The following is a 25054-nucleotide window of genomic DNA, read 5'->3' on the forward strand; positions in this document are numbered from 1 at the left end:
GCGCTCAGTCGAGCGGGATGTGCAGCATGCGCGCGCAGTCGCGTGCCGCCGTGCGGGCTTCTTCGAGCGTTTCCGCCGTGAAGTTGATGTGGCCCATCTTGCGGCCCGCGCGCGCCTCTTCCTTGCCGTACAGATGCAGGCGCGCCGCCGGCATCGCGGCGACTTCCGTCCACGGCGGCGTGCGCGCCTTCTTGCCGTCGAACCAGACATCGCCGAGCAGGTTCAGCATCGCGGCCGGCGAATGCTGGCGCGTGTCGCCGAGTGGCATGCCGGTCATCGCGCGCACTTGCTGCTCGAACTGGCTCGTAGCGCACGCATCGACCGTGTAGTGCCCCGAGTTATGCGGACGCGGCGCCATTTCGTTGGCGATCAGCGTGCCGTCTTCGAGGATGAAGAATTCGACGCACAGCACGCCGATATAGCCGAGCTTCGCGGCGATCGTGAGCGCGGCGTCCTGCGCCTGCGCGACGAGCGACGCGGACGCGTCGGGCGCGGGCACGACCGTCTTCGCGAGAATGCCGTTGACGTGGACGTTCTGCGCGAGCGGGAACACGGCCGATTTGCCGTCGCCGCCGCGCGCGATCAGCACGGACACCTCGAACTTGAGCGGCATGCGCTTTTCGAGCACGCACGGCACGCCGGCGAGCGACGCATACGCGGTGCGCACTTCGTCGACGTTTCGCACGCGGATCTGGCCCTTGCCGTCGTAGCCGAGGCGCGCCGTCTTCAGGATGCCGGGCAATACGGCGGCGATCTTGTCGTCGGGGATCGCGGCGAGCGCTTCCGGCGATTCGATCACGACATGCGGCGCGACCGGCACGCCGGCGTCGCAAATAAAGCGCTTCTCGGCGACGCGGTCCTGCGCGATCGCGACGCACTTCGCCGCCGGGCTCACGAACGTGCAGTTCGCGAGGAATTCGAGACTCGCGGCGGGCACGTTCTCGAATTCCGTCGATACCGCCGCGCACAGGCGACCGAGTTCGGTGAGCGCGGCTTTGTCGTCGTAGGCTGCGCGGATGTGTCGGTCTGCGACGGCGCCCGCCGGGCTCGACTCGTCCGGATCGAGGACGGCGACGCGATAGCCCATCGACTGCGCCGCGAAACAGAACATGCGGCCGAGCTGGCCGCCACCGACCATGCCGAGCCAGGCGCCGGGCAGGATGGGTGAAACCGGAGAGTTGTGTGGATTCATCGTGGTTGTGAGCGCCGTGGGGGCGCTGGTTTTGGGGCGGTTGCAGCGTCGGATGTTGCTGGGCTTTTGGGCTTTGGGGAACCTTGTCTTCAAGTTCCACGCAAGCGCAAAAACACCCAACCTAGAGCGCAGGCAAACCCATCGCAAGAGCGGCTTCATTCTGCCGCACACGGAACGCGGCGAGACGTTCGGCATATACGTCGTCCGTGCCGGAAAGAATCGACACCGCGAACAGCGCCGCATTCGCCGCGCCCGCCTCGCCGATCGCAAACGTCGCAACCGGCACGCCCTTTGGCATCTGCACGATCGAATGCAGCGAATCGACGCCCTTCAGATACTTGCTCGCGACCGGCACGCCGAGCACCGGCACGGTCGTCTTCGCGGCCAGCATGCCGGGCAGATGCGCCGCCCCGCCCGCGCCCGCGATGATCGCACGCAGCCCGCGCTCGCGCGCCTTTTCGGCGTATTCGAACATCTCGTCCGGCATGCGATGCGCCGAAACGACCTTCGCCTCGTATGGCACGCCGAATTCCTGCAGGATCGCGACCGCGTTCTTCATCACGTCCCAGTCGGAACTGGAGCCCATCAGCACGCCGATGACCGGCGCGGCGTGCGTGTGTGCGGTCTGTGCTTCGCTCATCTTGATTTTCCGTCCCGGTTAAACGAGCGACTGCCCGGTCAGGCGTTGCAGTGCCTCTTCGTACTTTTCGGCCGTCTTTGCGACCACGTCGTCCGGCAGCTTCGGCGCGGGCGGCTCTTTCTTCCACGGCTGCGTCTCGAGCCAGTCGCGCACGAACTGCTTGTCGAACGAAGGCGGATTCGTGCCGACCTGATAGCCGTCGGCGGGCCAGAAGCGCGACGAATCGGCCGTCAGCACTTCGTCCATCAGATACAGTTCGCCGCGCTCGTCGAGCCCGAACTCGAACTTGGTATCCGCGATGATGATGCCGCGCGTCGCCGCGTACTCGGCCGCTTCCTTGTACAGCTTGATGGAAATGTCGCGGATCGTTGCCGAAAGCTCAGTGCCGATGCGGCGCTCCATCTCATCGTAGGTGATGTTTTCGTCGTGATGGCCCATTTCGGCCTTCGCGGCCGGCGTGAAAATGGGCTCGGGCAGCTTCTGCGCGTTCTGCAGGCCCGGCGGCAGTTCGACGCCGCACACCGCGCCCGTCGCCTGATAGTCCTTCCAGCCGCTGCCGGCGAGATAGCCGCGCACCACGGCTTCAACCAGGATCGGTTCCAGCCGCTTCACCACGACCGCGCGCCCCTGCACCTGCTCGACCTCGTCCGGCGCGACGACCGTCGCCGGATCGATGCCGGTATTGTGGTTCGGCACGATGTGCGAGAGCTTGCCGAACCAGAAATCGGCCATCTGGTTGAGCACGCGGCCCTTGTTCGGAATCGGCTCGCCCATGATGACGTCGAACGCGGAAAGGCGGTCGGTCGTGACGATGAGGAGCTTGTCCTGACCGACGGCGTAGTTGTCGCGGACCTTGCCGCGCCCGAGCAGCGGCAAGGACTGGATCGTGGATTCGAGAAGTGTGGAACGCGGAGTAGCCATCGTGATCGACCGGAAAAAATGCCGCAAAAATAAAAGCCAAACGCCGTTCCCCGAAAAGGCAGGAACGGCGGCGGATGACAACCAAACCAAACAGAAACGGGTCCCGTGGCGGAACCCCTTGATTTTACTCGCTCAATCTCGAATTTATTTGACGATCTGCGAGAGTTCGCCGGACTTGTACTTCTCGGCGATCTTGTCGAGCGGAATCGGCTTGATCTTGCCGGCCTGACCTTCGCAGCCGAACTGCATGTAGCGTTCGAGACAAATCTTCTTCGCCGCTTCGCGCGCCGGCTTCAGATAGTCGCGCGGATCGAATTTCGACGGATTTTCCGCAAAATAGCGGCGGATCGCGCCGGTGATCGCGAGACGCAGGTCGGTGTCGATGTTCACCTTGCGCACGCCGTGCTTGATGCCTTCCTGAATTTCCTCGACCGGCACGCCGTAGGTTTCCTTCATGTCGCCGCCGAATTCGCGGATTTCGGCCAGAAGATTCTGCGGCACCGACGACGAACCGTGCATCACCAGGTGCGTGTTCGGGATGCGCTGGTGGATTTCCTTGATGCGCTGGATCGCGAGGATGTCGCCCGTGGGCTTCTTCGTGAACTTGTACGCGCCGTGCGAGGTGCCGATCGCGATCGCCAGCGCGTCGCACTGCGTTTTCGCCACGAAGTCGGCGGCCTGCTCGACGTCGGTGAGCAACTGCTCGCGCGTCATCGTGCCTTCGGCGCCGTGGCCGTCTTCCTTGTCGCCCTTCATGGTTTCCAGCGAACCGAGCACGCCCAGTTCCGCTTCGACCGTCACGCCGATCGAATGCGCCATCTCCACGACCTTGCGCGACACGTCGACGTTGTACTCGTAAGATGCCACCGACTTGCCGTCGGCTTCGAGCGAACCGTCCATCATGACGCTCGTGAAGCCGCTCCTGATGGCCGCCATGCAGACCGCCGGCGATTGTCCGTGATCCTGATGCATCACGACCGGAATGTGCGGATACGACTCGACGGCCGCTTCGATCAGGTGACGCAGGAACGCTTCGCCCGCATACTTACGCGCGCCGGCCGACGCCTGCATGATGACGGGCGCGTTGACTTCGTTCGCGGCGGCCATGATCGCCTGCACTTGCTCCAGATTGTTTACGTTAAATGCCGGGAGTCCGTAGCCGTTTTCGGCTGCGTGGTCCAGCAACTGACGCATTGATACGAGAGGCATTGTGAAACTCCTTGAGATGAAACGAATTCTTGGGCGTGCGGCCGGAGATTTTTGAGGATTTTAGCGAAACGCAAGCGCCGATCCTGTGCGCTTGCGTGCGTTCCCGTGCGTTTCGTCACGCCTTTTTGCCTCCGCCGGCGCATTTCATGGCGTTCTCCGGGAGAAACCCGGCGCGCCGGCGGACGCTGCAAATCCCGCTTCAGACGGCGGCGCCGGTCAGAAAACCTCGCCGACGCGCACGATCTTCAGCGTATTGGTGCCGCCCGCCTGTCCCATCGGCTCGCCGACCGTCAGCACGACCATGTCGCCGCGCGCCGCGTACCCCTTGCTCACCACCACTTCCAGCGCCTGATGCAGCGCGGTGTCGCGATCGGTGTTGGTGTCGAGGTGCAGCGGCGTGACGTTGCGGTACAGCGACATCGTGCGCTCGCTGCCGAGGCGCGGCGTCAGCGCGAAGATCGGCACGTGGGTCCAGTGGCGCGACATCCAGAGCGCGGTCGCGCCCGATTCCGTCAGCGCGACGATCGCCTTCGCGCCGAGGTGATAGGCCGTGAAAAGCGCGCCCATCGCGATCGACTGGTCGATGCGCGTGAAGGTGCGGTCGAGGAAATCCTTGTCGAGCTGCGAGTCTTCCGACTTCTCCGCTTCGACGCAGATCGCCGCCATCGTCTCGATGGTCGTCACCGGATACTTGCCTGCCGCGGTTTCGGCGGAAAGCATCACGGCGTCGGTGCCGTCGAGCACGGCGTTCGCCACGTCCGACACTTCCGCGCGCGTCGGCACGGGCGCGTGGATCATGGATTCCATCATCTGCGTGGCCGTGATCACGAGCTTGTTCGACTCGCGCGCCATGCGGATCATGCGCTTTTGCAGCGCCGGCACCGCCGCGTTGCCCACTTCGACCGCCAGATCGCCACGCGCGACCATGATGCCGTCGGACGCGTCGAGGATGCCTTGCAGCGCGGGAATCGCTTCCGCGCGCTCGATCTTCGCGATCATCTTCGGCTTCAGTCCGTAGGGCTGGCCGGCGATGTTCGCCAGTTGCCGCGCCATTTCCATGTCGGTGGCGTTCTTCGGGAACGACACCGCGACGAAATCCGCGCCGAGCGACATCGCCGTCTTGATGTCCTCCATGTCCTTTTCGGTCAGCGCGGGCGCCGTCAGGCCGCCGCCTTGCCGGTTGATGCCCTTGTTGTTCGACAGCTCGCCGCCGACCTTCACCGTCGTATGCACTTCCTCGCCGATCACGCGGGTCACGTCGAGCACGATCAGGCCGTCGTTCAGGAGCAGGACGTCGCCGGGACGCAGATCGCGCGGCAGGTCCTTGTAGTCGAGGCCGACGCGCTCGTTGTTGCCCATTTCGCAGTTCGCGTCGAGGACGAACGAATTCCCCGCGATCAGCATCGTCTTGCCGTTCTCGAACTTGCCGACGCGGATCTTCGGGCCTTGCAGGTCGGCCATCAGCGCGACTTCGCGGCCGACCTTGCGCGCGGCTTCGCGCACCCATTCGGCGCGCTGGCGATGATCGTCGGCGGTGCCGTGCGAGAAGTTGAAGCGGACGACGTCGAGACCCGCCTGCATCATTTGCAGCAGGGTGTCGGGGTTGCTGGACGCGGGGCCGATGGTGGCAACGATCTTGGTGGCGCGGTGCATGTCATTCCTCGTCTTGGTGGAGTCGCCGTAAGCGGCGCTGCGAGCATGTTGCGCGGCGGGCGAAGTATTGCTCTGCGACCGCGAGTGCGCGCCGGTCGTGGCCGGCGTCGCTTTGTGTGTGTTGTCCAGCCGCTCGCCGTTCGTGCCGCCGATCAGCACGGCCGACGCGTTGGCGAGCTCCCGTGCCGCGTCCGGGTCTGCATGAGGTTCGTCCGATCCTGCGGCTGTCTCGACGTCGCGGGCGGCGGCCGTCACGGCCAGCGCCTGCTCCGCGTGTTGTTCTTCTGCTGCTTGTGTTTGATTTTGCGTCTCTTCCATGTGCGCGCGCCCGGCCTGTGGCGCGCCCTTCTTCTCCGGCCTGATGCGAGCCGTCAAGCTCAGGCCCGCGATTCGAGCACTTCGACCGCGGGCAGCGTCTTGCCTTCCAGGAATTCGAGGAACGCACCGCCGCCGGTGGAGATATAGCTGACCTTGTCGTGGATGCCGTACTTCGCGATGGCCGCGAGCGTGTCGCCGCCGCCCGCGATCGAGAACGCCGGCGAGTTCGCGATGGCGTCCGCGAGCGTCTTCGTGCCGTTGCCGAACTGGTCGAATTCGAACACGCCGACCGGGCCGTTCCACACGATCGTGCCGGCCTTTTCGAGCTGCGCGGCGAGCGCCTTCGCGGTGTCCGGGCCGATGTCGAGGATCAAATCGTCGTCCGCGACCTGGTCGACGGGCTTCGTTTCCGCCTTCGCCGTCGCCGCGAACTCCTTCGCCGTCACGACGTCGCTCGGAATCGGCACCGAAGCGCCGCGCGCACGCGCTTCCGCGATGATCGTCTTGGCTTCGTCGAGCAGATCGGCTTCCGCGAGCGATTTGCCGATTGTCAGGCCCGACGCGAGCATGAACGTGTTGGCGATGCCGCCGCCGACGATCAGCTGATCCACCTTCGCCGCGAGCGACTTCAGGATCGTGAGCTTGGTCGACACCTTCGAGCCCGCGACAATCGCGACGAGCGGCCGCTTCGGGTTGCCGAGCGCCTTGCCGAGCGCGTCGAGTTCGGCCGCGAGCAGCGGGCCCGCGCACGCGACGCCCGCGTACTTCGCGATGCCGTGCGTGGTCGCTTCGGCGCGATGCGCGGTGCCGAACGCGTCGTTCACGTAGATGTCGCAGAGCTTCGCCATTTTTTGCGCGAGGCCGTCGTCGTTCTTCTTTTCGCCCTTGTTGCAGCGGCAGTTTTCGAGCAGCACGACGTTGCCCGGCTGGACATCGACGCCATCGACCCAGTTCGCGACGAGCGGCACGTCGCGCCCGAGCAGCTCCGACAGGCGCTTCGCGACCGGCGCGAGCGAGTCTTCCGGCTTGAACTGGCCTTCGGTCGGACGGCCGAGGTGCGACGTGACCATCACGGCGGCGCCCGCTTCGAGCGCGTCGCGGATGGCCGGCACCGACGCGCGCACGCGCGTGTCTTCGGTGATGTTGCCCTGGTCGTCCTGCGGAACGTTGAGGTCGGCGCGGATGAAAACGCGCTTGCCTGAGACTTTGCCTTCGGCGATCAAATCGGTGAAACGCAATACTTTCGTCATGGGAGTCAACGTGTTTAGAGAAGCGGTTCGGGCGAAGAAGGCCGGCTTTGCGACCGGCCAGGGCATCAGGTCGGCGCGGCGCCGGTGGCGTGTCGGCCGCGCTTCGGGTAAGCGGGCCGGCCGGCGGGTTCCGGTGAATCATCGGCTGAAAACACCGGCTGCGAGCTAACGGTTCGGGCGGTTCGGGCTGAAACGGGCGCGCAGCGTCGCGGGAGCGAGGCATTCGACGATGCGCGGGCGATGCATGCAAGACGATGCGAAGGAGGTTGCCGGCCTGCCGCGGCGCCGAGCGCAAAGGCGCGAAGCCGCGAGTGGTGAAGCTGAAGCGCAGTGACTGCCGGAAACACGTTCAGACCTCGTTCGATGCGACAGCAAGACCGCCATTTTAACCGATACGTGTGGCCCCCAAACGCCGGCAATCCTTGATGACGCGTATTTGAGATGAGCCGCCGCAGCGCGCACGATGACGCAGTGCAGCAATCGCGCGTCAGGTCCAGAGCCTGAGCGCGGTAAAGACCGCCATGCCGATCAGGATCGTGCCGAGCATGCTGCGTCGCCACAAATACCAGGCGAGGCCCGCGAGCGACGCGTACAGCGCGTGATTGCCGAGCGCGACGGAAAAACCGTGAGGCGTCTCGAGCAAATCCGGCACGACCACCGCTGCGAGCGCCGCAGCGGGCGCGTAGCGCAACGCGCGTTGCAGTCGCTCCGGGAGGATCATCCGCTCGCCGCCGATCAGGAAGAGCGCGCGCGTGATCGCGGTGACGAGGCCCATGCCGAGGATCGTGAGCCAGATTTGCAGCGCGCTCATCGGGCGCTCCGTGGGGTGTCGGGGCGTGTGGCGGCGGATTCGCCGGGCGGCGTTTCGCGCGCCGCCGGCAAGGCGGCCGGCGCGGGCGGCTTGCGCGCGCGGTCCGGCGCGACTCGCGCGATGACCATATCGGCGATGCTGCCCGCCGCGAGCGCCGCCAGCACGGCGATCGGCAGGCCGATGCGGTACGGCAAATCGAATGCGAGCAGCGCGACGATGCTCGCGATGCCGACGGCCGCGAGCGTCGAGCGCGTTGCGATCGCCGAGACGATCAGAGGCAAGAGCGCGAGCGTGCCGGCGAGTTCGAGCCCCCAGTCGTCGGGAAAGAGGCTCGCGAGCAGGATGCCCGCAATCGACGACACCTGCCACGACGACCAGCTCGTGACCGCGAGCCCCCAGAAGAACGCTTCCTTGCCGGGCTGAAAGCCGGTCGGAAAATTACGCTTGGCGAACATCAGGTAGATGATGTCGCCGTTGAAGTAGCCGAGCACGAGGCGCCGCCACATCGGCAGATAAGAGAAATGCGGCGCGAGGCCGGCGCTGAAGATCACGAAGCGCAGGTTGACCATCGCGGCGGTGAGGAGGATGGTCCAGACGGGCAGCTTCGCGGCGAAGAGCGGCAGCACCGCCAGTTGCGACGAGCCGGCATACACCGCGATCGACATGCCGAGCGCCTGCGGCACGGTCAGCACCGATTTCGCCATCGCGATGCCGGTGACGAGGCCCCAGGAAAAAGTGGCGGCAACGGCGGGAGAAAGCGTGCGGATGCCGTCGAGGAAAGCGCGGCGATTCGTGTCGGACAGCCGGTCGAGCATGGATCTCAGGCGAGCCGTCGCGCGGCCGGGCCGGATGCGCGGAGGTTCGGCGGAAAGAGGAGGAGCGTCGCGGCGGTTCCGCGACGAAAGGCGAATTATAGCGTCGTGAAAGGCGCAGAACCCGCGATCGCGCCCGTTTAGCGCTGAAAAGACGCTAAAATGTCGGTCTTTCGCCGCCTTGCGGGCACCCTGCTGGCGCGGCGCGCGACACTGTTCCACCAGCAGGCATGACGCCCGCGTCCGGGCACCGGAATCCGCTCTGCAAGCCCGCCCCGCAACACTGAAACGGAACACGCAACTCGCTAGGAGAATCGTATGTCAATGGCCGACCGCGACGGCAAGATCTGGATGGATGGCAAGCTGATCGATTGGCGCGACGCCAACATCCACGTGCTGACTCACACGCTGCACTACGGGATGGGCGTCTTCGAAGGCGTGCGCGCCTACAAGACCGCGAGCGGCACTGCCATCTTCCGCCTGAAGGAGCACACCAAGCGCCTCTTCAATTCGGCGAAGATCTTCCAGATGGACGTCCCGTTCGACCACGACACGCTCGAAGCCGCGCAACTCGAAGTCGTGCGCGCGAACAATCTCGAATCCTGCTACATCCGGCCGATCATCTGGGTCGGCTCGGAGAAGCTCGGCGTGTCGGCGAAGGGCAACACCATTCACGTCGCGATCGCCGCGTGGCCGTGGGGCGCCTATCTCGGCGACGACGGCCTCGCCAAGGGCATCCGCGTGAAGACGTCGTCGTTCACGCGCCATCACGTGAACGTGTCGATGGTGCGCGCGAAGGCGTCCGGCTGGTATGTGAACTCGATCCTCGCGAACCAGGAAGCCATCGCCGACGGCTACGACGAAGCCTTGCTGCTAGACGTCGACGGCTACGTCTCCGAAGGCTCAGGCGAAAACTTCTTCCTCGTGAACAACGGCAAGCTGTATACGCCGGACCTGTCGTCGTGCCTCGACGGCATCACGCGCGACACCATCCTCACGCTCGCGCGCGACTTCGGCATTCCGGTGATCGAAAAACGCATCACGCGCGACGAGGTCTACACCTGCGACGAAGCGTTCTTCACCGGCACGGCCGCCGAAGTCACGCCGATCCGCGAGCTCGACCGCCGCACCATCGGCGAAGGCGCGCGCGGCCCGATCACGGAGAAGCTGCAAAGCGCGTTCTTCGACGTCGTCGGCGGCAAGAACGAGAAGTACGCGAGCTGGCTCGCCAAGGTCTGAAACGCGGCGCGGGCGATCTTCGCGAGCCGCCCGCGCTTCATTGCATACGACTCACTCCACGATACAAAGAGACTCACGATGAGCGACCTGAAGGAAATGCCGCTGGTGGAACTGACGGCGAAGGACCTGCCCGCGTTCTGCCCGAATCCGTCGATGCCGCGCTGGAGCACGCATCCGCGCGTCTTTCTCGACATCTCGCACGGCGAGGCGCGCTGCCCGTACTGCGGCACGCGCTACAAGCTGAAGGCGGGCGAAGTGGTCAAGGGCCACTGAGCGCTTTTGTGTCCGCCACGGGCATACGCGCCCGAATCGCCGTGTCGGGCGAGCTCACTCCATAACATCGACATCCCGCGCGAACGACGCGGGATGCGTTCTTGATCGGAAAAACTACACAGATGCGCCGCGCGCTGGTTATTGCACCGAACTGGATCGGTGACGCATTGATGGCGCAGCCGCTCTTTTCGCTGCTGAGGAAGCTCCATCCGCGCATCGTCATCGACGCCGTCGCGCCCGCGTGGGTCGCGCCCGTGCTCGAACGGATGCCGGAAATCCACGATGTCTACGCGACGAGCCTCGCGCACGGCAAGCTGCAGATGCTGCGCCGCTGGCAGCTCGCGGGCGACCTGCGCGAAGTCGGCTACGACGCCGCTTACGTGCTGCCGAATTCGTTCAAATCCGCGCTGATCCCGTGGATGGCGAAGATTCCGCTGCGCATCGGCTATACCGGCGAGAGCCGCTACGGCCTGCTCAACGTGCGTCATGCGAATCCCGGCAAGAAGGAGCGCCCACCGATGGTCGGCCAGTACGCCGCCCTCGCCTACGCGCCCGGCGCCACGCTGCCGTTCTCGCAGGACGGCCGCGAAGGCACGACGCCGTTCCCCGTGCCGCGCCTGGAGTCCGATCCGAACGAAGCGGCGCGCGTCTCGACGCGCTTCAATCTCGACAACCGCACGCCGCTCGTCGTGTTCTGTCCCGGCGCAGAGTACGGCCCGGCCAAGCGCTGGCCGCCCGAGCACTTCGCGGCGCTCGCGCAATTCATCGCGCAGTCGTTTCCGTATGCGAGGATCGTCGCGCTGGGCTCGCCGAAAGATGCGCCGATCGCGCAGGCCATCGCCGACCGTTCGTCGAACGTGCGCAACCTGTGCGGCCAGACATCGCTTGGCGAGGCGTGCGCGCTGATCTCGCGCGCGAGCGCGGTCGTCACGAACGATTCCGGCCTGATGCACGTCGCGGCGGCCTTGCGGCGCCCCCTCGTCGCGGTGTTCGGCTCGACCGACCCGCGCCACACGCCGCCCTTGTCCGATCTCGCAAAGGTACAATGGCTGCATCTCGAATGCAGTCCCTGCTTTGCCCGCGAGTGTCCGCTGGGCCATCTGAACTGCCTGCGCGAACTCAGCGCGGAGCAGGTTTTCGGGGACCTGCGGGGCATGCTGCTCGCGCATCGCTGATTCGCGGCGCCCTCGCATCAGGTTCGGTTCCGGGTCTCGAGGCGTTCGCGCAGGCCGCGCGCCAACCTGGCCGCCCGGCGCGGGCACCGTCCGAATGCGCTTCCTGTGTGCGGGCGCCGACACGCGAATGTCTCCGAACGGAGGCATGCTTTGACCAATGACCGATGCGCGACGCTCCGGTAATACGGCGCGAAGCGGATCGAACGCCAGAGACCCAAGAGCCATGCCACGTTTTGCCCGCCTCTTCGAAGCCGCTGCCGAAACCCTCAATGCCTTCTACCAGGCCGTCGCGGAAGGCAACATCGACAGCGTGATGACGCTCTGGATCGACGAGGAGTTCGCCACCTGCATCAGCGCGCAGGGCGCGCATCTGCATGGGCTCGACGGCATTCGCGCGGGTCTCGCGAAGGAACTCGGAGCGGCGCCGGTGACCATCGAGCCGCTCGACATCCGCGTGTACGACAGCCTCGGCACGGTCGTCTATGCGATCGCCGAAGCACACAAGCCGGCCGATCCCGCCGGCGTCTCGCGGCTGATCTTCACGACCTACGTGATGGTTCACGAGCGCGGCGAGTGGCGCATCGCGCATATTCACGCGAGCCCGATGCCCGACGCCGCCGCCGGCCAGTTCGCCGCGAAGATGCGCCACGGCCAGGGGCCGCTGCACTAAAGAAAACGTCTGTCGGGGAAGGGGCCATGAAACGCGATCCACTGATCACACGCGATCCATCGTTCGTGGATTCTGCGCCCTCGCAGGCGCTCAAGCCTGCCGCCCGCGCCGCCGCCGATCTCACCGACTGGCTCTACCGCGCGCCGCGCTGGCTGCCGACGAGTCACGCGCAAACCATCGTCCCGGCCCTCTTCGGCCGCCGCCCGGCCGTGCACTACCGGCGCGAACGCTGGGACACGCCCGACGGCGATTTCATCGACCTCGACTGGATCGCGCACGACGACACCGCCCGGCCCGCCGCCGACGCGCCGCTTTTCGTGCTCTTTCATGGCCTCGAAGGCAGTTCCGATTCGCACTATGCCCGCGCGCTGATGTCGGCGGCAGAGGCGCGCGGCTGGCATGGCGTCGTGCCGCACTTTCGCAGCTGCAGCGGCACGCTCAACCTGTTGCCGCGCTTCTACCATCTCGCGGACAGCAACGAAGTCGACTGGATCCTGCGGCGTCTCGCGACCGTGCATCCGGGGCCGGTGGTCGCGGCGGGCGTGTCGCTCGGCGGCAACGTGCTGCTGCGCTGGCTCGGCGAGCGCGAGAGCGACGCATCGGTGATCCGGGCGGCCGCCGCGATCTCCGCGCCGCTCGATGTCCACGCGGGCGGCCAGGCGATCTCACAAGGCTTCGGCATGGTCTATACGCGCAGTTTCCTGAAGTCGCTCAAGCGCAAGGGGCTCGCGAAGCTCGCGCAATACCCTGGCCTCTTCGACCGCGACGCGATGCTCGCGGCCCGCACGCTCTACGAATTCGACAACGTCGTGACCGCGCCGCTGCACGGCTTTCGCGATACCGACGACTACTGGACGAGCGCCACCACGCGTCCCCTATTGCCGCGCATCGCTGTGCCGACGCTCGTGCTGAACGCGCGCAACGATCCGTTCCTGCCGGGCCGCGTGCTGCCGTCGCAAACTGACGTATCGGCGGCCGTCACGCTCGACCAGCCCGACCACGGCGGCCACGTCGGCTTCATGACGGGACCGTTCCCGGGGCGCATCGACTGGCTCTCGCAACGCATCATCGGCTACATGGGAACGCATCTCGATCATGGATGACATCGTCAAACAGGCGCTCGCCAAATGGCCGAACGTGCCGCACTGCACTGGCTGGCTGCTGCTCGACCGTCGCGGCCAATGGCGCATGCGCGATGAAGCGGCGCAGGCCGCGGGCGAACTCGGCGACGCGATCCGTCATGACGCGCTGATCGGCTTCATCAACCGCAACTACGAATCCGACGACACCGGCCAGTGGTTCTTCCAAAACGGCCCGCAACGCGTGTACGTGGAACTGGGCTACACGCCGTGGATCGTGCGGCTGAGTTCGATCGACGGCGAACTCGCGCTGACCGACCAGCGCGGCGCCACGTTCGAGCCGGCGCAGGTCTGGCTCGACGACGAGGGCGGCATCCTCTTTTCCGATGCATCGTCGCCGGCGCGCATTGCCGCGCTGCATGACCACGATCTCGATCTCTTTTCGAACCATGCCGCGCTCGATGAAGGCGAACATGGCGTCTTTCACTGGCGCGCGGGATCGGACCTGCCGATCACGCCGATCGCGCGCGCCGAAGTCGCGGACCGCTTCAGCTTCGTAGCGAGCCCGGCCGGGCGGTCGGCGTCGGCGTCGGGTAACTAGCCGTTTTTCTCCTGCTCGCGTTCTTCCCGGTAGCGCGTCTCGAAGTCGCGCAGACGCGCTGAAATCGCCGACAAATCATAGAAGCTCGCGTTCTTGATGTCGCGCGCTTCCTTCAGCTGGCGAATCGCGGACGGCCATGCGCCGTCGAGCGCGAACTTTTCCGCCATCGCCTGATGCTGCTGCAGCGGGTCGTTCAGGCCGACGCTCGCCTGCGCCAGATAAAACCACCAGTCCGGCCGCTTCGGCTCTGAGCGCGTCTCCTGCCGCGCGAGCGCCTGCGCTTGCGCAAAACGCCGCGCGGTGAGGAGCGTCTGCAAGTGCATGTCGATGGCGGCGTGCGAGTCGGGCCAGCGTTTCTGCGCGATTTCGGCGAGACGCACCGCTTCGTCGTTGCGTCCCGCGCGACGGGCGATGTCGGCGGCGAGCACGTCGAGGCTCGGCGAACTGCGCAGCGTCCGCGACGACGCGACCGGCGTGCCGCGCGATGCCACGACCGAAACCGTTCCGGGGCTGGGCGCAACGAGCGCGGACTCGGCCGTGGCGCGCGATTGTGCCGCGGGCGCGTTCGTCAGCGCGGGCGGCGCGGCGTCGGTCGTTCGCCGTGCCTTGGCGGCAGGCGGCGCAACGAGCGAGAGCCCGGACGAGGACCCCGGATCGCCGCGGCCCGGCTCGGCTCTGCGATTTCGCGTCGCGCCGCGTCCCGCCGCTTTTGCCGTGGCGTCGGTGCGCGAACCCGCCGCCGCCGACGCAGCCGCCGCCGTATCCGCCTCGTCCCCTTCGAAGAGCCGCCGCGCCTTCGCGAGCGCGTCGCCCGCCGCGACGGTGTCGCCCATCAGCGTCTCGGCAAGCGCGATGCCGTACCAGTTCGACGCCGCGTTGAGCGCCGTCTGATCTTCGATCTCGGTTTTCAGGCGGCTCGCGATATCGCGGTAATCGCTCGGCGAATTCACCTGCAGCACGCGCGAGCGCGCCCGCACGAACGCGTATTCCGACGACTGCCGCGGCTGCCGGTACGGCACGCGCCGCGCGCGGTCCTCCATGTCGGCGATGCGCTCGCCCGTCAGCGGGTGGGTGCGCGCGTAGGGCGGCACGCCGTTGTCGCCCATCGTCGAGCGGTCGAGGCGGTCGAAGAAAGCCGTCATCGCATAGGGATCGTAGCCGGCCGCGGAAAGCATCTGGAAGCCGACGCGATCCGCCTCGTGCTCGGCCGAACGCGAAAAGCGCAATTGATTGTCGACGGCGAACGCCTGCCCGCCCATCGCGATGCCCATGCCCAGATCGCCGCTTTTCGCGAGCACGCCCGCGAGCAGGCCGGCCAGCATCCCGGCGAGCGCGGCGTAGCTGCTGCGCTCGCGCGTGCCGAGCATGCGCGCGATGTGCCGCTGCAGCACGTGCCCCATTTCGTGTCCGACGACCGACGCGAGCTCCGATTCGGTCTGCGTCGCGGCGATCAGCCCTGTGTTCACGCCGATGAAACCGCCTGGCATCGAAAACGCGTTGATCTGCGCGTCGCGCACGGCGAAGAGATCGAAGTCCGGCTGATAGCCGCCGAGATATTGCGACACCGCCGCCGTCGACAGCTTCGACGACACCGAATTCAGGTAGTCGCGCACGAGCCAGTCGTCGAGATAGTCGGGGTCGTTGCGCAGGTCGCGCATCAGGCGCTCGCCGAGCCGCCGCTCGGCTTGCGGCGTGAGCGTGCCGCCGGAGCCATCGCCGAGATCGGGCAACTGGACGGCCGAAAGCGGCGCGCGCAGGTTGTTCACGCCGGTCATTTCGCCGGGACGGTTGGCGAAGCGGCTTTCCGCGCCGCCGTACACGCCGAAGACGCCTTCGGCTACGCCGGCCGGCGCGCCGGTTGCGGTACGGCTCGCGGCGTCGGGCACCGAGGCGCGCAGCGCGGCTGCGGCGAGCGTGCCGGACTGGACGCGCGCGGAGGACGCGGACGATGCGGCCGACGCGCTCGCACCGGTCTGCGCCAGCGTCGCGGGCGGCACGGCGAGACTCAGGCACAACACGGCGATCAGCAGTCGATTCGGACGCATGGAGTACGTGGCGCGGTGCGTTCGCCGGACTCGCGGCCGGCGCGGCTAAAAGGCGAAAACGAGCCTATCGTATCAAGTGTTCGGGTGCTTTCGGAGTCGGTTCCGGAGGCGGCTTGCGACGCGCCCGTGCGGGGCGCGCGGGCAATCGCCGCTGGTATGATAGGCGCCCGTTTGAAGCAACCATTTTGCATCGGACCGGAGCGCGCGCAGGGATCGGAGCGCCGCCTCTGGCCGACAGGAGAGGCAATGTCCGGACTCACTCATTTCGATGCCGCTGGCGAAGCGCACATGGTCGATGTCGGCGACAAGGGCGAGACGCGGCGCATCGCGATCGCACGCGGATCGATTGCGATGCTCGACAGCACGCTCGCGCTGATCCGCGAAGGACGGGCCAAGAAAGGCGACGTGCTGGGCGTCGCGCGGATCGCGGCGATCCAGGGCGCGAAGCGCACGTCCGATCTGATTCCGCTGTGTCATCCGCTGGCGCTGACGCGCGTCGCGGTGGATTTCGTCGTCGACGAAACGCTGCCCGGCGTGCACTGCGAAGTGCGCGTGGAGACGGTCGGGCGCACCGGCGTGGAGATGGAAGCGCTGACGGCCGTGCAGGTGGGCCTGTTGACCGTCTACGACATGTGCAAGGCGGTGGATCGCGGGATGACGATCAACAACGTGAAGGTGCTGGAGAAGCACGGCGGGAAGTCGGGGGATTGGGTGGGGGAGGGTTAAGTCACTGTTTTGTAACAGCTAATCCGGCGATTTGATAAACCTCCCCGTGCCACCAATTCCTGACTTAATTAGTACAAATCTGACGGTCGGCATACGAAGAAGCGATCTTGTCCAATCCCGTCCCACCGGAGACTGGAATGGCTTCGATTCGCCAACGAAATGGAAAATGGCAAGTCCGTGTACGACGCAAAGGATTTGCCGACGAAGTAAAAACCTTCACTACTCGCGCAGACGCGGAAAGATGGTCGCGATCCGTTGAGACAGAGATAGATCGTGGAAGCTTCCTGAGTCGCGGTGAGGCCGAAGCAAATACGCTCGAAGACTTGATCGAACGTTACATCACAGATGTTATGCCGACACTGAGAAGTGGATCGGACGAAATATCACGGCTTCGGGCGACTTGCCGCACCCGATTTGCGAAACTCAGCATGGCCGCGTTGACCCCGAAGGCTGTCGCGGCCTATCGCGACGAACGGCTCAAACAAGTGAAGCCAGCCACGGTAATTCGAGAACTGGCCTATCTATCGGCGATCATCAATCATGCGCGTCGAGAGTGGGACATCAACATCACGAACCCCGTCGCGTTGATTCGTAAGCCACCATCACCTCAAGGCCGTGATCGGGTGTTGTCTGCCGACGAAGAAGCACGGCTTCTTGCAGAACTCGCTCCGGCTGGTCGTATAAACGTCTGGCTGCTTCCCGCAACCATCCTGAGTCTGGAAACAGGTATGCGACGTGGCGAACTCATCGAACTGCGGTGGGTGAATGTCAACCTGGCAGATCAGACCGCTCATCTACCAATGACCAAGAACGGGATGGCACGGATTGTCCCACTGTCCAAGAAAGCGGTTGCTACCTTGGCTGCCCTTCCACGCTCCATCGACGGAAGGGTCATCCCGGTCAAGGGCAACACGCTACACGCGGCGTTCAGGAAGGCGTGCAAGCGTGCTGGCATTAAGGACCTACACTGGCACGACCTTCGACATACAGCAATTACACGCCTAGCCCAGAAACTGCCGAACGTCATCGAATTGGCCGCCGTCTCCGGCCACCGCAGCTTTCAGCCTCACATGACGCTGTTACGTGCGGGTAGCGGCGTGCCTGACAATCTCACAATATTGGGAACATCTTTCCGCGAGAGTCTCGGAGAACTGGTCTTCAACCGATTTGAAATTGACGTTGTGAACAGAGATCAAGAGCAATATTAGGCAGGCACACCTGCGTTTCTGGAAAGTTCGCCTTGTAGCCGACCCTCTTGAATACTCGCCAATTGGACCTGTCAGCCTAATTTCTGTGCCAACTCTGTTGCTGACGGATGGTAATACCGCTTCAAAATAGCCAATCAAATCTGACCTCGCACCACGGACTGTTCTGCGTCTTGCAATAGGCCAACTATTGGAATACTCCTACTTTCAGATAGCCGGCAAAGGCCGGAAGGTAACGCTCGTTGTTGTAGGCCGAAACCCACTTTCAAACGAAGACGCTGACTATCTCGCTCATCTTCGCGAAACAGTTGGACTGCCATTCGAATATCGAACGGTAAGCGTATAACATGGGCGTCGCGACAGACCACTAGGGGACATGCGGGGATTTATGAACAAAATGTGGATGATTCGGGCTGAGGGCGGAAGGCTGTACGAGGAATTCCGAGAACGAGGTATCGCGGCAATTGGTTGGACACAACTTGCTCCTCTCGCCAAGGTTGGCATGACGCGAAAAGCGCTGATCGATCTGTATCGTTCCATCGAACCGGCGACCAAGGAAAAGACCGTTATATCGGGAGCGTCGCAGGTATGGCGCTTTATGAACGAAGTCAAGGTGGATGATTGGGTCGTCACATACTCGCCAGCGAACCGGACTTACTTGATTGGCAGGGTGACGGGCGAATATGAATATCGAGCCGACTTGGTCGATGCGGAGATGGCACTTGCGCGGCCAGTCGCATGGAATGAGAAGGAAGTCGAACGCGATAGTCTGACTGACGCCACTAAGTCAAGTCTCGGCTCGACACTTACAGTTTTCGTGGTAGCGGACTTTGCAACGCAGGAACTGCTCGGCGAGGCCACCGGCAAGCCCATGCAGCCAACCCCAGAGTTGCAGGAAGACCAAGTCGAGGCCGATCCATTGTCAGGGATGGAGACACTCGCTTTCGAACAGATCAAAGACATTGTTAGCAAGTTGGACTGGGCTGACATGCAAGAACTCATTGCCGGAATCCTTCGTGCGATGGGATACAAGACGCAGGTTTCGCCCGCTGGTAGTGATCGCGGCAAGGACATCATCGCGTCTCCCGATGGGTTTGGATTTGAGCATCCAAGGATCATCGTCGAGGTGAAGCATCGAAGAGGTCAAATGGGGACTAGCCAAATTCGGAGCTTTCTCGGCGGTCGCCATCCCGATGATCGTGGCTTGTACGTTAGTACAGGCGGCTTCAGCAAGGAGGCGTATTACGAAGCGGACCGCGCCTCAGTGCCGTTGACGCTTTGGACGTCCGATCACGTTGTCCGTGCATTGGTTGACCATTACGAAGCAACGGACGCTGAGACGAAGCGTTTGGTGCCATTGAAGCGGACCTATTTACCCGCATAAAACTGAACGGTGAGGGCCGCGATTAGTTTTGGCAACGATACAGACACGACCGCTGCGGTCGCGTGCGGTCTGGCAGGGATCAAGTACGGGATTAACGGGATTCCGGTCCGATGGTTGGAGCGATTGCGAGGGTACGAGATTGTCGAACCGTTGCTTGCGCTATTGGCTAGGATGCGCTGAGAATCCTGTTGTCGTATGATTCTCGGGGCGATTTTCCTGTTAGCCGACCACACCGACACGAAAGTGAAAACAATAACCCGTATCGCATACAACAGCGCCGATTGGCATCACCCCACAGGCGACGCGGCCCGGCAGGAAATGGAAGGCTCCTACAACAATGTCAATCGCTTCGGCCACGAAGATTGGCTATTTCGTGACGAGTGGCCTCGGAGAAACAGTCGTGATGCGCTGTCTAACGTCAGTCGTCTCCGGCGGCATTGAACCGGAATCTTTAGTGGACGACGACCCGGCGAAATTAGTCACGGGCATGTCTACGGTCAAGCAGGCCACGTTTGCTGCGATCGACTTCATGGAAAAGGAATTTTCTATACGGAATTTTGTGTTCGTGCCATTCCCGATTATGTTGGTGCCACTTGTTCATTTCTTCGCGTACAATCTCAAACCATCCGCGGACCAGCGCCGTGCATTGTGTCGATGGTTCTGGCATTGTTCTTTTAGCCAAAGGTACAAGGCTGGCACCAATACATATGTGATGGAAGACTTGGCGCTAATGAAACGCCTGGCATTGGGCGAAAATGTGTTTGACGCGCTTAGCATCAATATAGACGCGTCTTTTTTTACACGGACGTGGCGCATTAATTCAACCGCGGCCAAAGCGACCATCTGCTTGCTCGCTCAATACGAGCCCCGCAGCTTCTTAAGCGATTGCAAGGTTGATTTAGGTAGCACGCTTTCTGCGTACAACGCTCGGCAATTTCACCACATTTATCCAAAGGCATTTCTTGGTACATTGGGAATACCTTTCCATGAGGCCAACGTAATTGCCAACGTTTGTCTCTTGACTGCAAGCGACAACAATGCAATCTCGGATAAGGATCCGAAGGATTACTTTCCGACAATCCCCGCGCACCTAAGGAAAAACATATTTGCGTCAGCCCTTGTCCCGAAGGGGGAGGGCTTCGAGGACGGGTCCAAGCCTTATGCCCAGTTCGTAGAGGCTCGGGCGAGCGTGCTGGCCGCCGCGGCAGCGGAGTTGGTTGCGACCGGTCGGCCTGTCGGGGTGCCAACATAGGCCGCCCCGCAGGCAGAGCATTGGGCGCGCTGAACCGTACTGGTGCGTCACCGCGGGCGCAGGGTGCTATGTGTTGAGTGGCAGCTCTTAACTAAAACCGGCTTCACTCGTCCCCGTCGTCGTCCTCATCGGACTGAAGCTGCTGCGTCGACGGCGTCCCATAAATCTTCACCAGTTCCGCCTTGAACCCGGCCATCGGCTTGCCCTGTTCGTCGAGCAGCTTGTACACCGCGGCCAGTTGCGTCGGCCAGTCGTGCAACTGCGTGGCGAAAATCTTCAGGCGCGCGACCGTATCGAGCGCCGCTTCGCGCTGCCCCGCCAGCGCCTGCAACACCGCATAACGCCGCAGCACCGTCTCGCCCGGCAAAAGCGCGAGCGCCTGCTGGTGCATCGAGAGTTTCTCCGCGAGATTCTGGCCGTTCATCGGCAGGAGCGTCGCCGCGCCGTACTCGCCCCACGCGCGGAACAGGAACGACGGATCGGCCGCATATTGCTCGGCCGGGCGCGAACCGTAGTACAGCACCTCCGCGCGGTTGTAGTCGCGCATCACCGGATAGAGCGCCGCCAGACCGCCCAGCACGAGCGCCGTGTAGAGCCCGTAGGACACCGGCCGCGAGACGAGACGCAACGCGCGCGTTTCGAGGAGGCCCATCACGAGCATCGCCGGCAGCAGGAAAAACATGTACTGCTGCGGATATTCGACGAGCGCATGCATCAGCAGCACGCCGAGCAGCGCGAGTCCGAAAATGCGCGCGGGCGTTTGCGGCGCGCGCACGACCCGCACGAACCACGTCGCGACGCCGAGCAGCAGGATGCCGAGGCCAAGTGCGCCTGTCTTCGCGAGCAAGTCGATGAAGATGTCGTGCGCATTGTTCGCGATCTCGACGCCGCCGAGTTCGCGCACGAAATCGAACTGATAGCGCGGAAATTCGCCCCAGCCGACGCCGAGCAGCGGATGCGTCCTGAACATCGTCCAGCCGTATTTCCAGAGCGCGAGACGCGGCGCGATCTGGTTCGCGTCCTGCATGCGCTCGGCCGCCGACTGCGCGAGATCGAGGTGAAAGCGCAGGTTCGCCCAGCGGATCACGATATTCACCACGCAGAACAGCACCGCCAGCACGACCGGCATCAGCCACGCGCGCCGATCGCGTTTGCCCGGGCCGTTGAAACCTTCCGCCGACGCCGGACGCCCGAGCACGAACGCCATCCAGAATCCCGCGACGACGATCACCGCCATCTGCAGCCACGGGCCGCGCGAGACGGTGAGCGCGAGCCCGACCGAAAAGACCGTCGACAGCGCGAGCCACAGGATCACCGGCAGACGCCGCGTCTGCACGAAGTAGAGCGTGGCCGCCATTGCGAAGGCGATATAGGTCGCGAGGTGGTTCGCCTGCGCCATGTTGCCGAACGGACGGCGCTCGACCATCACGTTGTACGCGACGATGAACGGCGTGAACTTCGCCTCCATGTGCAGCAGTTGCACGATCTGGCAAAACACGGCAAAGAGCCCGCCGACGATCAGCGCCGCCGCACCCCAGCGCCACGCCTTGTCGACGAGACCCGCGCGCACGATGCCAAAGCCCGTGTGCACCGTCACGAACGCCGCGAGCAGATAGCCGCCGCCGAGCCAGTTGAGCGACGGCTGCGCCACCGGCAGCAGCACCGTCTGCGCGATCAGCAGCACGCCGAAGGCGAGCGGCATCAGCGCGATCATCGGCATCGCGAACGGTGCGCGCGGCTCGGTCGTGCGCACGACCAGCGCGACCGTCGCACCGAGCGCGAGATACAGAGCGAGCGCGCTGTATTCGGCGTAGAAAGTCGGAATCGGATACGTGTGGTTGACGACGGCGTAAGGGATCGTCAACGCAAGGAACAGCACGGAAAGGCAGAGAAAGCGCGCGAATTGTGAAGGCATTGGGGGGCTGGGAACGTCGGCGACCGGCGCACTATACAAAAAATTATCCGGGCTGTCCGGCGGGTGAACCGAAATGCAGTGAATTCGGCCGGAATCGCCGTGGTTTGTTGTGCGCCCGCCATTGACCCGCTGCCGTCACCCCGCTGCCGTGACTCATACGCAAGCGCCGGACCGCGTGTGCGGGCGGTCCGGCCAACGCCGCGTGGCAGTTCACGCGGCGTAAGTCCACCGTCAGGCGCGGCACTCCGGCGGAGCGAGATTCGACGGCAGCGTCGGCGCGTCAGCCGGACTCGGCCCTGCTCCCGGCGCCGGCAACGACGAGGCCGCCTTGCCGCCCGCGAAGCACTCCCACGTGACCGACCCCGCCTGAACGACGCCCTTCGCCAGCGCGACGCGAGCGGTCGGCGTGTCGGCGTTATCCGGCGCCGACGGCACCAGCACGAGCGTGTTCGAGCCCGCCGGCGCCACGCGCGTCGTATAAGCGATCGTCACCTGCCCGTTGTCGCTGTCGACGTGAATCGACTCGACATTGCGCGTGCCCGGCGGCGAGGCATAGCCGCCGCCCAGCTCCGAGCCGCTCGCCGCGTTCTCCGCCACCGCCAGCCGTGCCGACTGCGCGAGCGACAACCCCTCGCCCACCCGGCTGCGCGCCAGATAATCCTGATACGCTGGAATCGCATACGCCGCGACCACGCCGACAATCGCCAGCACGATCATCAGTTCGATCAGCGTAAAACCCGTCGCCGACCTGTCGTTGCTCCGCTTTTCAAACCATCGCGGCGTGTTCGCCGCGCGCCATCCGCCCATCGCTAACGTCATTGCTCACCCCCAAAAAGACAAAAGCGCCCGACCGCGCGATGCAGTCGGACGCTTCTATCGTATTGAGAGGCCGCACGACGCGGCAGTCGGCCAAATGGCTAACGTTCCCGCTCAGTTGGTCGCGCGGTCCGCGCTCGACAGCGCGCGGCGCCTGAAGATCCAGCCGGCGAGCAGCACGACCACTGCGCCCGCGATGCGCGCCGCGTAACCCGCGCTCTCGGTGTTGAGCGCCGGCCAGCGGTCGACGAACGGATCGTCGATGATGAGCCCCGCCGCGATCCAGCCGAGCAGCGCGGCGCCGAGCGCGATCACCACGGGGAAGCGGTCGAGCAGTCGCAGCACCAGCGTGCTGCCCCACACGATCAGCGGAATGCTCACGACGAGGCCGAAGATCACGAGCGTGAGCCGGTGCTGCGGATCGGCGGCCTCGGCGGCGCCCGCGATCGCGATCACGTTGTCGAGGCTCATCACGGCGTCGGCGATGATGATCGTCTTCACCGCCGCCCACAGCCGGTCCGACGACGTGATGTGATGATCGTCGTGGCCTGGCTGCATCAGCTTGATGCCGATCCACAGCAGCAAGATGCCGCCGATCAACTTGAGGAACGGCACGTCGAGCAGCGCGACCGCGAACGCGATCAGCACCACGCGCAAGAGGATCGCGCCGAGCGTGCCGAGCACCACGCCGCGCGCGCGCTGGTTCGCCGGCAGGTTGCGGCAGGCGAGCGCGATCACGACGGCGTTATCGCCGCCGAGCAAAATATCGATGATGATGATCTGGATGACCGCGCCCCAGTGGAGCGTCGCGAAGAATTCGAGCATGGATGACGGTAGAGCGAAACGGCTGCGGAAATGAAAAAAGCGAGGAAGCAAACGCTCCCTCGCTTCTGACTCGACATTTTACGAAAGGGTCCCGTAAGAGTACCAAACCCTGACGCTTTCTGCCGGTTCGATCCGTCTAATGGCGCTTAGATGATCGCTTTCAGCAAACGCGCCATTTCCGACGGGTTCTTCGTGACCTTGATCCCGCAGGCGTCCATGATTTCGAGCTTGGCATCTGCCGTGTCGGCGCCGCCCGAGATCAGCGCGCCGGCGTGGCCCATGCGCTTGCCCGGAGGCGCCGTCACGCCCGCGATGAAGCCGACCACCGGCTTCTTCATGTTGTCCTTGATCCAGTAGGCCGCGTTGGCTTCATCCGGACCGCCGATCTCGCCGATCATGATGACGGCGTCCGTGTCCGGATCGTCGTTGAACATCTTCATCACGTCGATGTGCTTCAGACCGTTGATCGGATCGCCGCCGATCCCCACCGCCGACGACTGGCCGAGGCCGAGCGCCGTCAACTGGCCGACTGCTTCATACGTCAGCGTGCCCGAACGCGACACGACGCCGATGCGGCCTTTCTTGTGGATGTGACCCGGCATGATGCCGATCTTCAGTTCGTCCGGCGTGATCGTGCCCGGGCAGTTCGGTCCGAGGAGCAGCGTCTTGCGGTTTTCGCGGCGCATGCGGTCCTTGATCTCGAGCATGTCGCGAACCGGAATGCCTTCCGTGATGCAGATCGCGAGATCGAGGTCGGCCTCGACGGCTTCCCAGATCGCGGCCGCGGCGCCTGCCGGCGGCACGTAGATGACCGACACGGTTGCGCCCGTCTCGGCCTTCGCTTCCTTGACGCTCGCGTAGATCGGAATGCCTTCGAAATCTTCGCCCGCGCGCTTCGGGTTCACGCCCGCGACGTATGCCTCGCGGCCGTTCGCGTACTCGCGGCACGCGCGCGTGTGGAACTGACCGGTCTTGCCGGTGATGCCCTGCGTGATGACCTTGGTGTCTTTATTGATCAGAATCGACATGTAGTGACCTCTGTT

The 25054-nt window shown here is 64.3% G+C and carries 24 protein-coding genes; 11 read left to right on the plus strand and 13 right to left on the minus strand.

Features of this window, described 5'->3' with window-relative positions:
- Window positions 1–4: 4 nt before the first annotated feature.
- From QCE48_RS12215 to QCE48_RS12250, 8 genes are all read right to left on the minus strand, one after another.
- Window positions 5–1192: a 5-(carboxyamino)imidazole ribonucleotide synthase gene (locus tag QCE48_RS12215; RefSeq protein ID WP_309787550.1), complete on the minus strand. Its 1188-nt coding sequence runs from the start codon at window positions 1190–1192 to the stop codon at window positions 5–7.
- A 121-nt stretch (window positions 1193–1313) separates the two neighbouring features.
- Entirely contained in the window at window positions 1314–1832 is a 519-nt protein-coding gene (gene purE, locus QCE48_RS12220) for a 5-(carboxyamino)imidazole ribonucleotide mutase (RefSeq protein WP_309787547.1), read from the minus strand.
- A gap of 18 nt (window positions 1833–1850) precedes the next feature.
- On the minus strand, window positions 1851–2753 hold the full coding sequence (locus tag QCE48_RS12225) for a phosphoribosylaminoimidazolesuccinocarboxamide synthase (protein ID WP_309787545.1): 903 nt from the start codon (window positions 2751–2753) through the stop codon (window positions 1851–1853).
- Between the two features lie 144 nt (window positions 2754–2897).
- On the minus strand, window positions 2898–3962 hold the full coding sequence (fba, locus tag QCE48_RS12230) for a class II fructose-bisphosphate aldolase (protein WP_309787543.1): 1065 nt from the start codon (window positions 3960–3962) through the stop codon (window positions 2898–2900).
- A gap of 216 nt (window positions 3963–4178) precedes the next feature.
- Window positions 4179–5933 (minus strand): pyruvate kinase, encoded by a 1755-nt coding sequence (gene pyk, locus QCE48_RS12235; RefSeq protein ID WP_404983171.1) that lies wholly within the window; start codon window positions 5931–5933, stop codon window positions 4179–4181.
- Window positions 5934–5992: 59 nt separating this feature from the next.
- Entirely contained in the window at window positions 5993–7183 is a 1191-nt protein-coding gene (locus tag QCE48_RS12240) for a phosphoglycerate kinase (protein ID WP_309787542.1), read from the minus strand.
- A 487-nt stretch (window positions 7184–7670) separates the two neighbouring features.
- The gene (locus QCE48_RS12245) at window positions 7671–7994 is read right to left on the minus strand and encodes an AzlD domain-containing protein (RefSeq protein WP_087631568.1); all 324 of its coding nucleotides are present in this window, start codon (window positions 7992–7994) and stop codon (window positions 7671–7673) included.
- Window positions 7991–8809 carry an AzlC family ABC transporter permease gene (locus QCE48_RS12250; protein WP_309787541.1) on the minus strand — a complete coding sequence of 273 codons (819 nt, stop codon included), beginning with the start codon at window positions 8807–8809 and terminating at the stop codon, window positions 7991–7993. The genes QCE48_RS12245 and QCE48_RS12250 overlap by 4 nt, the downstream gene beginning before the upstream one ends.
- 315 nt (window positions 8810–9124) lie before the next feature.
- Here QCE48_RS12250 and QCE48_RS12255 point away from each other — a divergent pair, with 315 nt between their 5' ends.
- The 6 genes from QCE48_RS12255 (at window position 9125) to QCE48_RS12280 (ending at window position 13843) form a co-directional block, all read left to right on the plus strand.
- Window positions 9125–10045 carry a branched-chain amino acid transaminase gene (locus QCE48_RS12255; RefSeq protein ID WP_309787540.1) on the plus strand — a complete coding sequence of 307 codons (921 nt, stop codon included), beginning with the start codon at window positions 9125–9127 and terminating at the stop codon, window positions 10043–10045.
- Window positions 10046–10123: 78 nt separating this feature from the next.
- The gene (locus QCE48_RS12260) at window positions 10124–10318 is read left to right on the plus strand and encodes a zinc-finger domain-containing protein (protein ID WP_062642466.1); all 195 of its coding nucleotides are present in this window, start codon (window positions 10124–10126) and stop codon (window positions 10316–10318) included.
- Between the two features lie 122 nt (window positions 10319–10440).
- Window positions 10441–11493, plus strand: a complete 1053-nt coding sequence (gene waaF / locus QCE48_RS12265) for a lipopolysaccharide heptosyltransferase II (protein ID WP_309788337.1) — start codon at window positions 10441–10443, stop codon at window positions 11491–11493.
- A gap of 223 nt (window positions 11494–11716) precedes the next feature.
- Window positions 11717–12163 carry a nuclear transport factor 2 family protein gene (locus QCE48_RS12270; protein WP_309787536.1) on the plus strand — a complete coding sequence of 149 codons (447 nt, stop codon included), beginning with the start codon at window positions 11717–11719 and terminating at the stop codon, window positions 12161–12163.
- 26 nt (window positions 12164–12189) lie between these two features.
- Window positions 12190–13266, plus strand: coding sequence for a hydrolase (locus tag QCE48_RS12275; RefSeq protein ID WP_309787534.1), 1077 nt, complete (start codon window positions 12190–12192; stop codon window positions 13264–13266).
- Complete coding sequence (locus QCE48_RS12280) at window positions 13259–13843, plus strand: DUF2946 family protein (RefSeq protein WP_309787532.1); 585 nt, start codon at window positions 13259–13261, stop codon at window positions 13841–13843. Before QCE48_RS12275 ends, QCE48_RS12280 begins: the two co-directional genes overlap by 8 nt.
- Here QCE48_RS12280 and QCE48_RS12285 read toward each other — a convergent pair.
- Window positions 13840–15888, minus strand: coding sequence for a M48 family metalloprotease (locus QCE48_RS12285; RefSeq protein WP_309787530.1), 2049 nt, complete (start codon window positions 15886–15888; stop codon window positions 13840–13842). The genes QCE48_RS12280 and QCE48_RS12285 overlap by 4 nt on opposite strands.
- Window positions 15889–16134: 246 nt before the next feature.
- Here QCE48_RS12285 and moaC point away from each other — a divergent pair, with 246 nt between their 5' ends.
- The 5 genes from moaC (at window position 16135) to QCE48_RS12310 (ending at window position 20455) form a co-directional block, all read left to right on the plus strand.
- Window positions 16135–16614 carry a cyclic pyranopterin monophosphate synthase MoaC gene (gene moaC, locus QCE48_RS12290; protein ID WP_309787528.1) on the plus strand — a complete coding sequence of 160 codons (480 nt, stop codon included), beginning with the start codon at window positions 16135–16137 and terminating at the stop codon, window positions 16612–16614.
- A gap of 137 nt (window positions 16615–16751) precedes the next feature.
- Window positions 16752–17822: a site-specific integrase gene (locus QCE48_RS12295; RefSeq protein WP_309787526.1), complete on the plus strand. Its 1071-nt coding sequence runs from the start codon at window positions 16752–16754 to the stop codon at window positions 17820–17822.
- A gap of 385 nt (window positions 17823–18207) precedes the next feature.
- Window positions 18208–19203 carry a restriction endonuclease gene (locus QCE48_RS12300; RefSeq protein WP_309787525.1) on the plus strand — a complete coding sequence of 332 codons (996 nt, stop codon included), beginning with the start codon at window positions 18208–18210 and terminating at the stop codon, window positions 19201–19203.
- A gap of 9 nt (window positions 19204–19212) precedes the next feature.
- Window positions 19213–19383, plus strand: coding sequence for an ADP-ribosylglycohydrolase family protein (locus QCE48_RS12305; RefSeq protein WP_309787523.1), 171 nt, complete (start codon window positions 19213–19215; stop codon window positions 19381–19383).
- Between the two features lie 157 nt (window positions 19384–19540).
- The gene (locus tag QCE48_RS12310) at window positions 19541–20455 is read left to right on the plus strand and encodes a hypothetical protein (protein ID WP_309787521.1); all 915 of its coding nucleotides are present in this window, start codon (window positions 19541–19543) and stop codon (window positions 20453–20455) included.
- Window positions 20456–20558: 103 nt separating this feature from the next.
- On the opposite strand, the gene QCE48_RS12315 is transcribed toward QCE48_RS12310, so the two are convergent.
- From QCE48_RS12315 to sucD, 4 genes are all read right to left on the minus strand, one after another.
- Complete coding sequence (locus tag QCE48_RS12315; RefSeq protein ID WP_309787520.1) at window positions 20559–22370, minus strand: Wzy polymerase domain-containing protein; 1812 nt, start codon at window positions 22368–22370, stop codon at window positions 20559–20561.
- Window positions 22371–22601: 231 nt separating this feature from the next.
- Window positions 22602–23189, minus strand: coding sequence for a pilin (locus tag QCE48_RS12320; RefSeq protein WP_309787518.1), 588 nt, complete (start codon window positions 23187–23189; stop codon window positions 22602–22604).
- 111 nt (window positions 23190–23300) lie between these two features.
- The gene (locus QCE48_RS12325; protein WP_309787517.1) at window positions 23301–24011 is read right to left on the minus strand and encodes a TerC family protein; all 711 of its coding nucleotides are present in this window, start codon (window positions 24009–24011) and stop codon (window positions 23301–23303) included.
- A 146-nt stretch (window positions 24012–24157) separates the two neighbouring features.
- Complete coding sequence (gene sucD, locus QCE48_RS12330; protein WP_309787514.1) at window positions 24158–25039, minus strand: succinate--CoA ligase subunit alpha; 882 nt, start codon at window positions 25037–25039, stop codon at window positions 24158–24160.
- Window positions 25040–25054: the final 15 nt, after the last annotated feature.

This window comes from Caballeronia sp. LZ024 (genome assembly GCF_031451455.1).
Lineage (GTDB): Bacteria > Pseudomonadota > Gammaproteobacteria > Burkholderiales > Burkholderiaceae > Caballeronia > Caballeronia telluris.

Coding starts and splice junctions, on each gene's coding strand:
- QCE48_RS12215 (WP_309787550.1), bottom strand. CDS start 1,192: ATGAATCCACACAACTCTCCGGTTTCACCCATCCTGCCCGGCGCCTGG.
- purE (WP_309787547.1), bottom strand. CDS start 1,832: ATGAGCGAAGCACAGACCGCACACACGCACGCCGCGCCGGTCATCGGC.
- QCE48_RS12225 (WP_309787545.1), bottom strand. CDS start 2,753: ATGGCTACTCCGCGTTCCACACTTCTCGAATCCACGATCCAGTCCTTG.
- fba (WP_309787543.1), bottom strand. CDS start 3,962: ATGCCTCTCGTATCAATGCGTCAGTTGCTGGACCACGCAGCCGAAAAC.
- pyk (WP_404983171.1), bottom strand. CDS start 5,933: ATGGAAGAGACGCAAAATCAAACACAAGCAGCAGAAGAACAACACGCG.
- QCE48_RS12240 (WP_309787542.1), bottom strand. CDS start 7,183: ATGACGAAAGTATTGCGTTTCACCGATTTGATCGCCGAAGGCAAAGTC.
- QCE48_RS12245 (WP_087631568.1), bottom strand. CDS start 7,994: ATGAGCGCGCTGCAAATCTGGCTCACGATCCTCGGCATGGGCCTCGTC.
- QCE48_RS12250 (WP_309787541.1), bottom strand. CDS start 8,809: ATGCTCGACCGGCTGTCCGACACGAATCGCCGCGCTTTCCTCGACGGC.
- QCE48_RS12255 (WP_309787540.1), top strand. CDS start 9,125: ATGTCAATGGCCGACCGCGACGGCAAGATCTGGATGGATGGCAAGCTG.
- QCE48_RS12260 (WP_062642466.1), top strand. CDS start 10,124: ATGAGCGACCTGAAGGAAATGCCGCTGGTGGAACTGACGGCGAAGGAC.
- waaF (WP_309788337.1), top strand. CDS start 10,441: ATGCGCCGCGCGCTGGTTATTGCACCGAACTGGATCGGTGACGCATTG.
- QCE48_RS12270 (WP_309787536.1), top strand. CDS start 11,717: ATGCCACGTTTTGCCCGCCTCTTCGAAGCCGCTGCCGAAACCCTCAAT.
- QCE48_RS12275 (WP_309787534.1), top strand. CDS start 12,190: ATGAAACGCGATCCACTGATCACACGCGATCCATCGTTCGTGGATTCT.
- QCE48_RS12280 (WP_309787532.1), top strand. CDS start 13,259: ATGGATGACATCGTCAAACAGGCGCTCGCCAAATGGCCGAACGTGCCG.
- QCE48_RS12285 (WP_309787530.1), bottom strand. CDS start 15,888: ATGCGTCCGAATCGACTGCTGATCGCCGTGTTGTGCCTGAGTCTCGCC.
- moaC (WP_309787528.1), top strand. CDS start 16,135: ATGTCCGGACTCACTCATTTCGATGCCGCTGGCGAAGCGCACATGGTC.
- QCE48_RS12295 (WP_309787526.1), top strand. CDS start 16,752: ATGGCTTCGATTCGCCAACGAAATGGAAAATGGCAAGTCCGTGTACGA.
- QCE48_RS12300 (WP_309787525.1), top strand. CDS start 18,208: ATGAACAAAATGTGGATGATTCGGGCTGAGGGCGGAAGGCTGTACGAG.
- QCE48_RS12310 (WP_309787521.1), top strand. CDS start 19,541: ATGTCAATCGCTTCGGCCACGAAGATTGGCTATTTCGTGACGAGTGGC.
- QCE48_RS12315 (WP_309787520.1), bottom strand. CDS start 22,370: ATGCCTTCACAATTCGCGCGCTTTCTCTGCCTTTCCGTGCTGTTCCTT.
- QCE48_RS12320 (WP_309787518.1), bottom strand. CDS start 23,189: ATGACGTTAGCGATGGGCGGATGGCGCGCGGCGAACACGCCGCGATGG.
- QCE48_RS12325 (WP_309787517.1), bottom strand. CDS start 24,011: ATGCTCGAATTCTTCGCGACGCTCCACTGGGGCGCGGTCATCCAGATC.
- sucD (WP_309787514.1), bottom strand. CDS start 25,039: ATGTCGATTCTGATCAATAAAGACACCAAGGTCATCACGCAGGGCATC.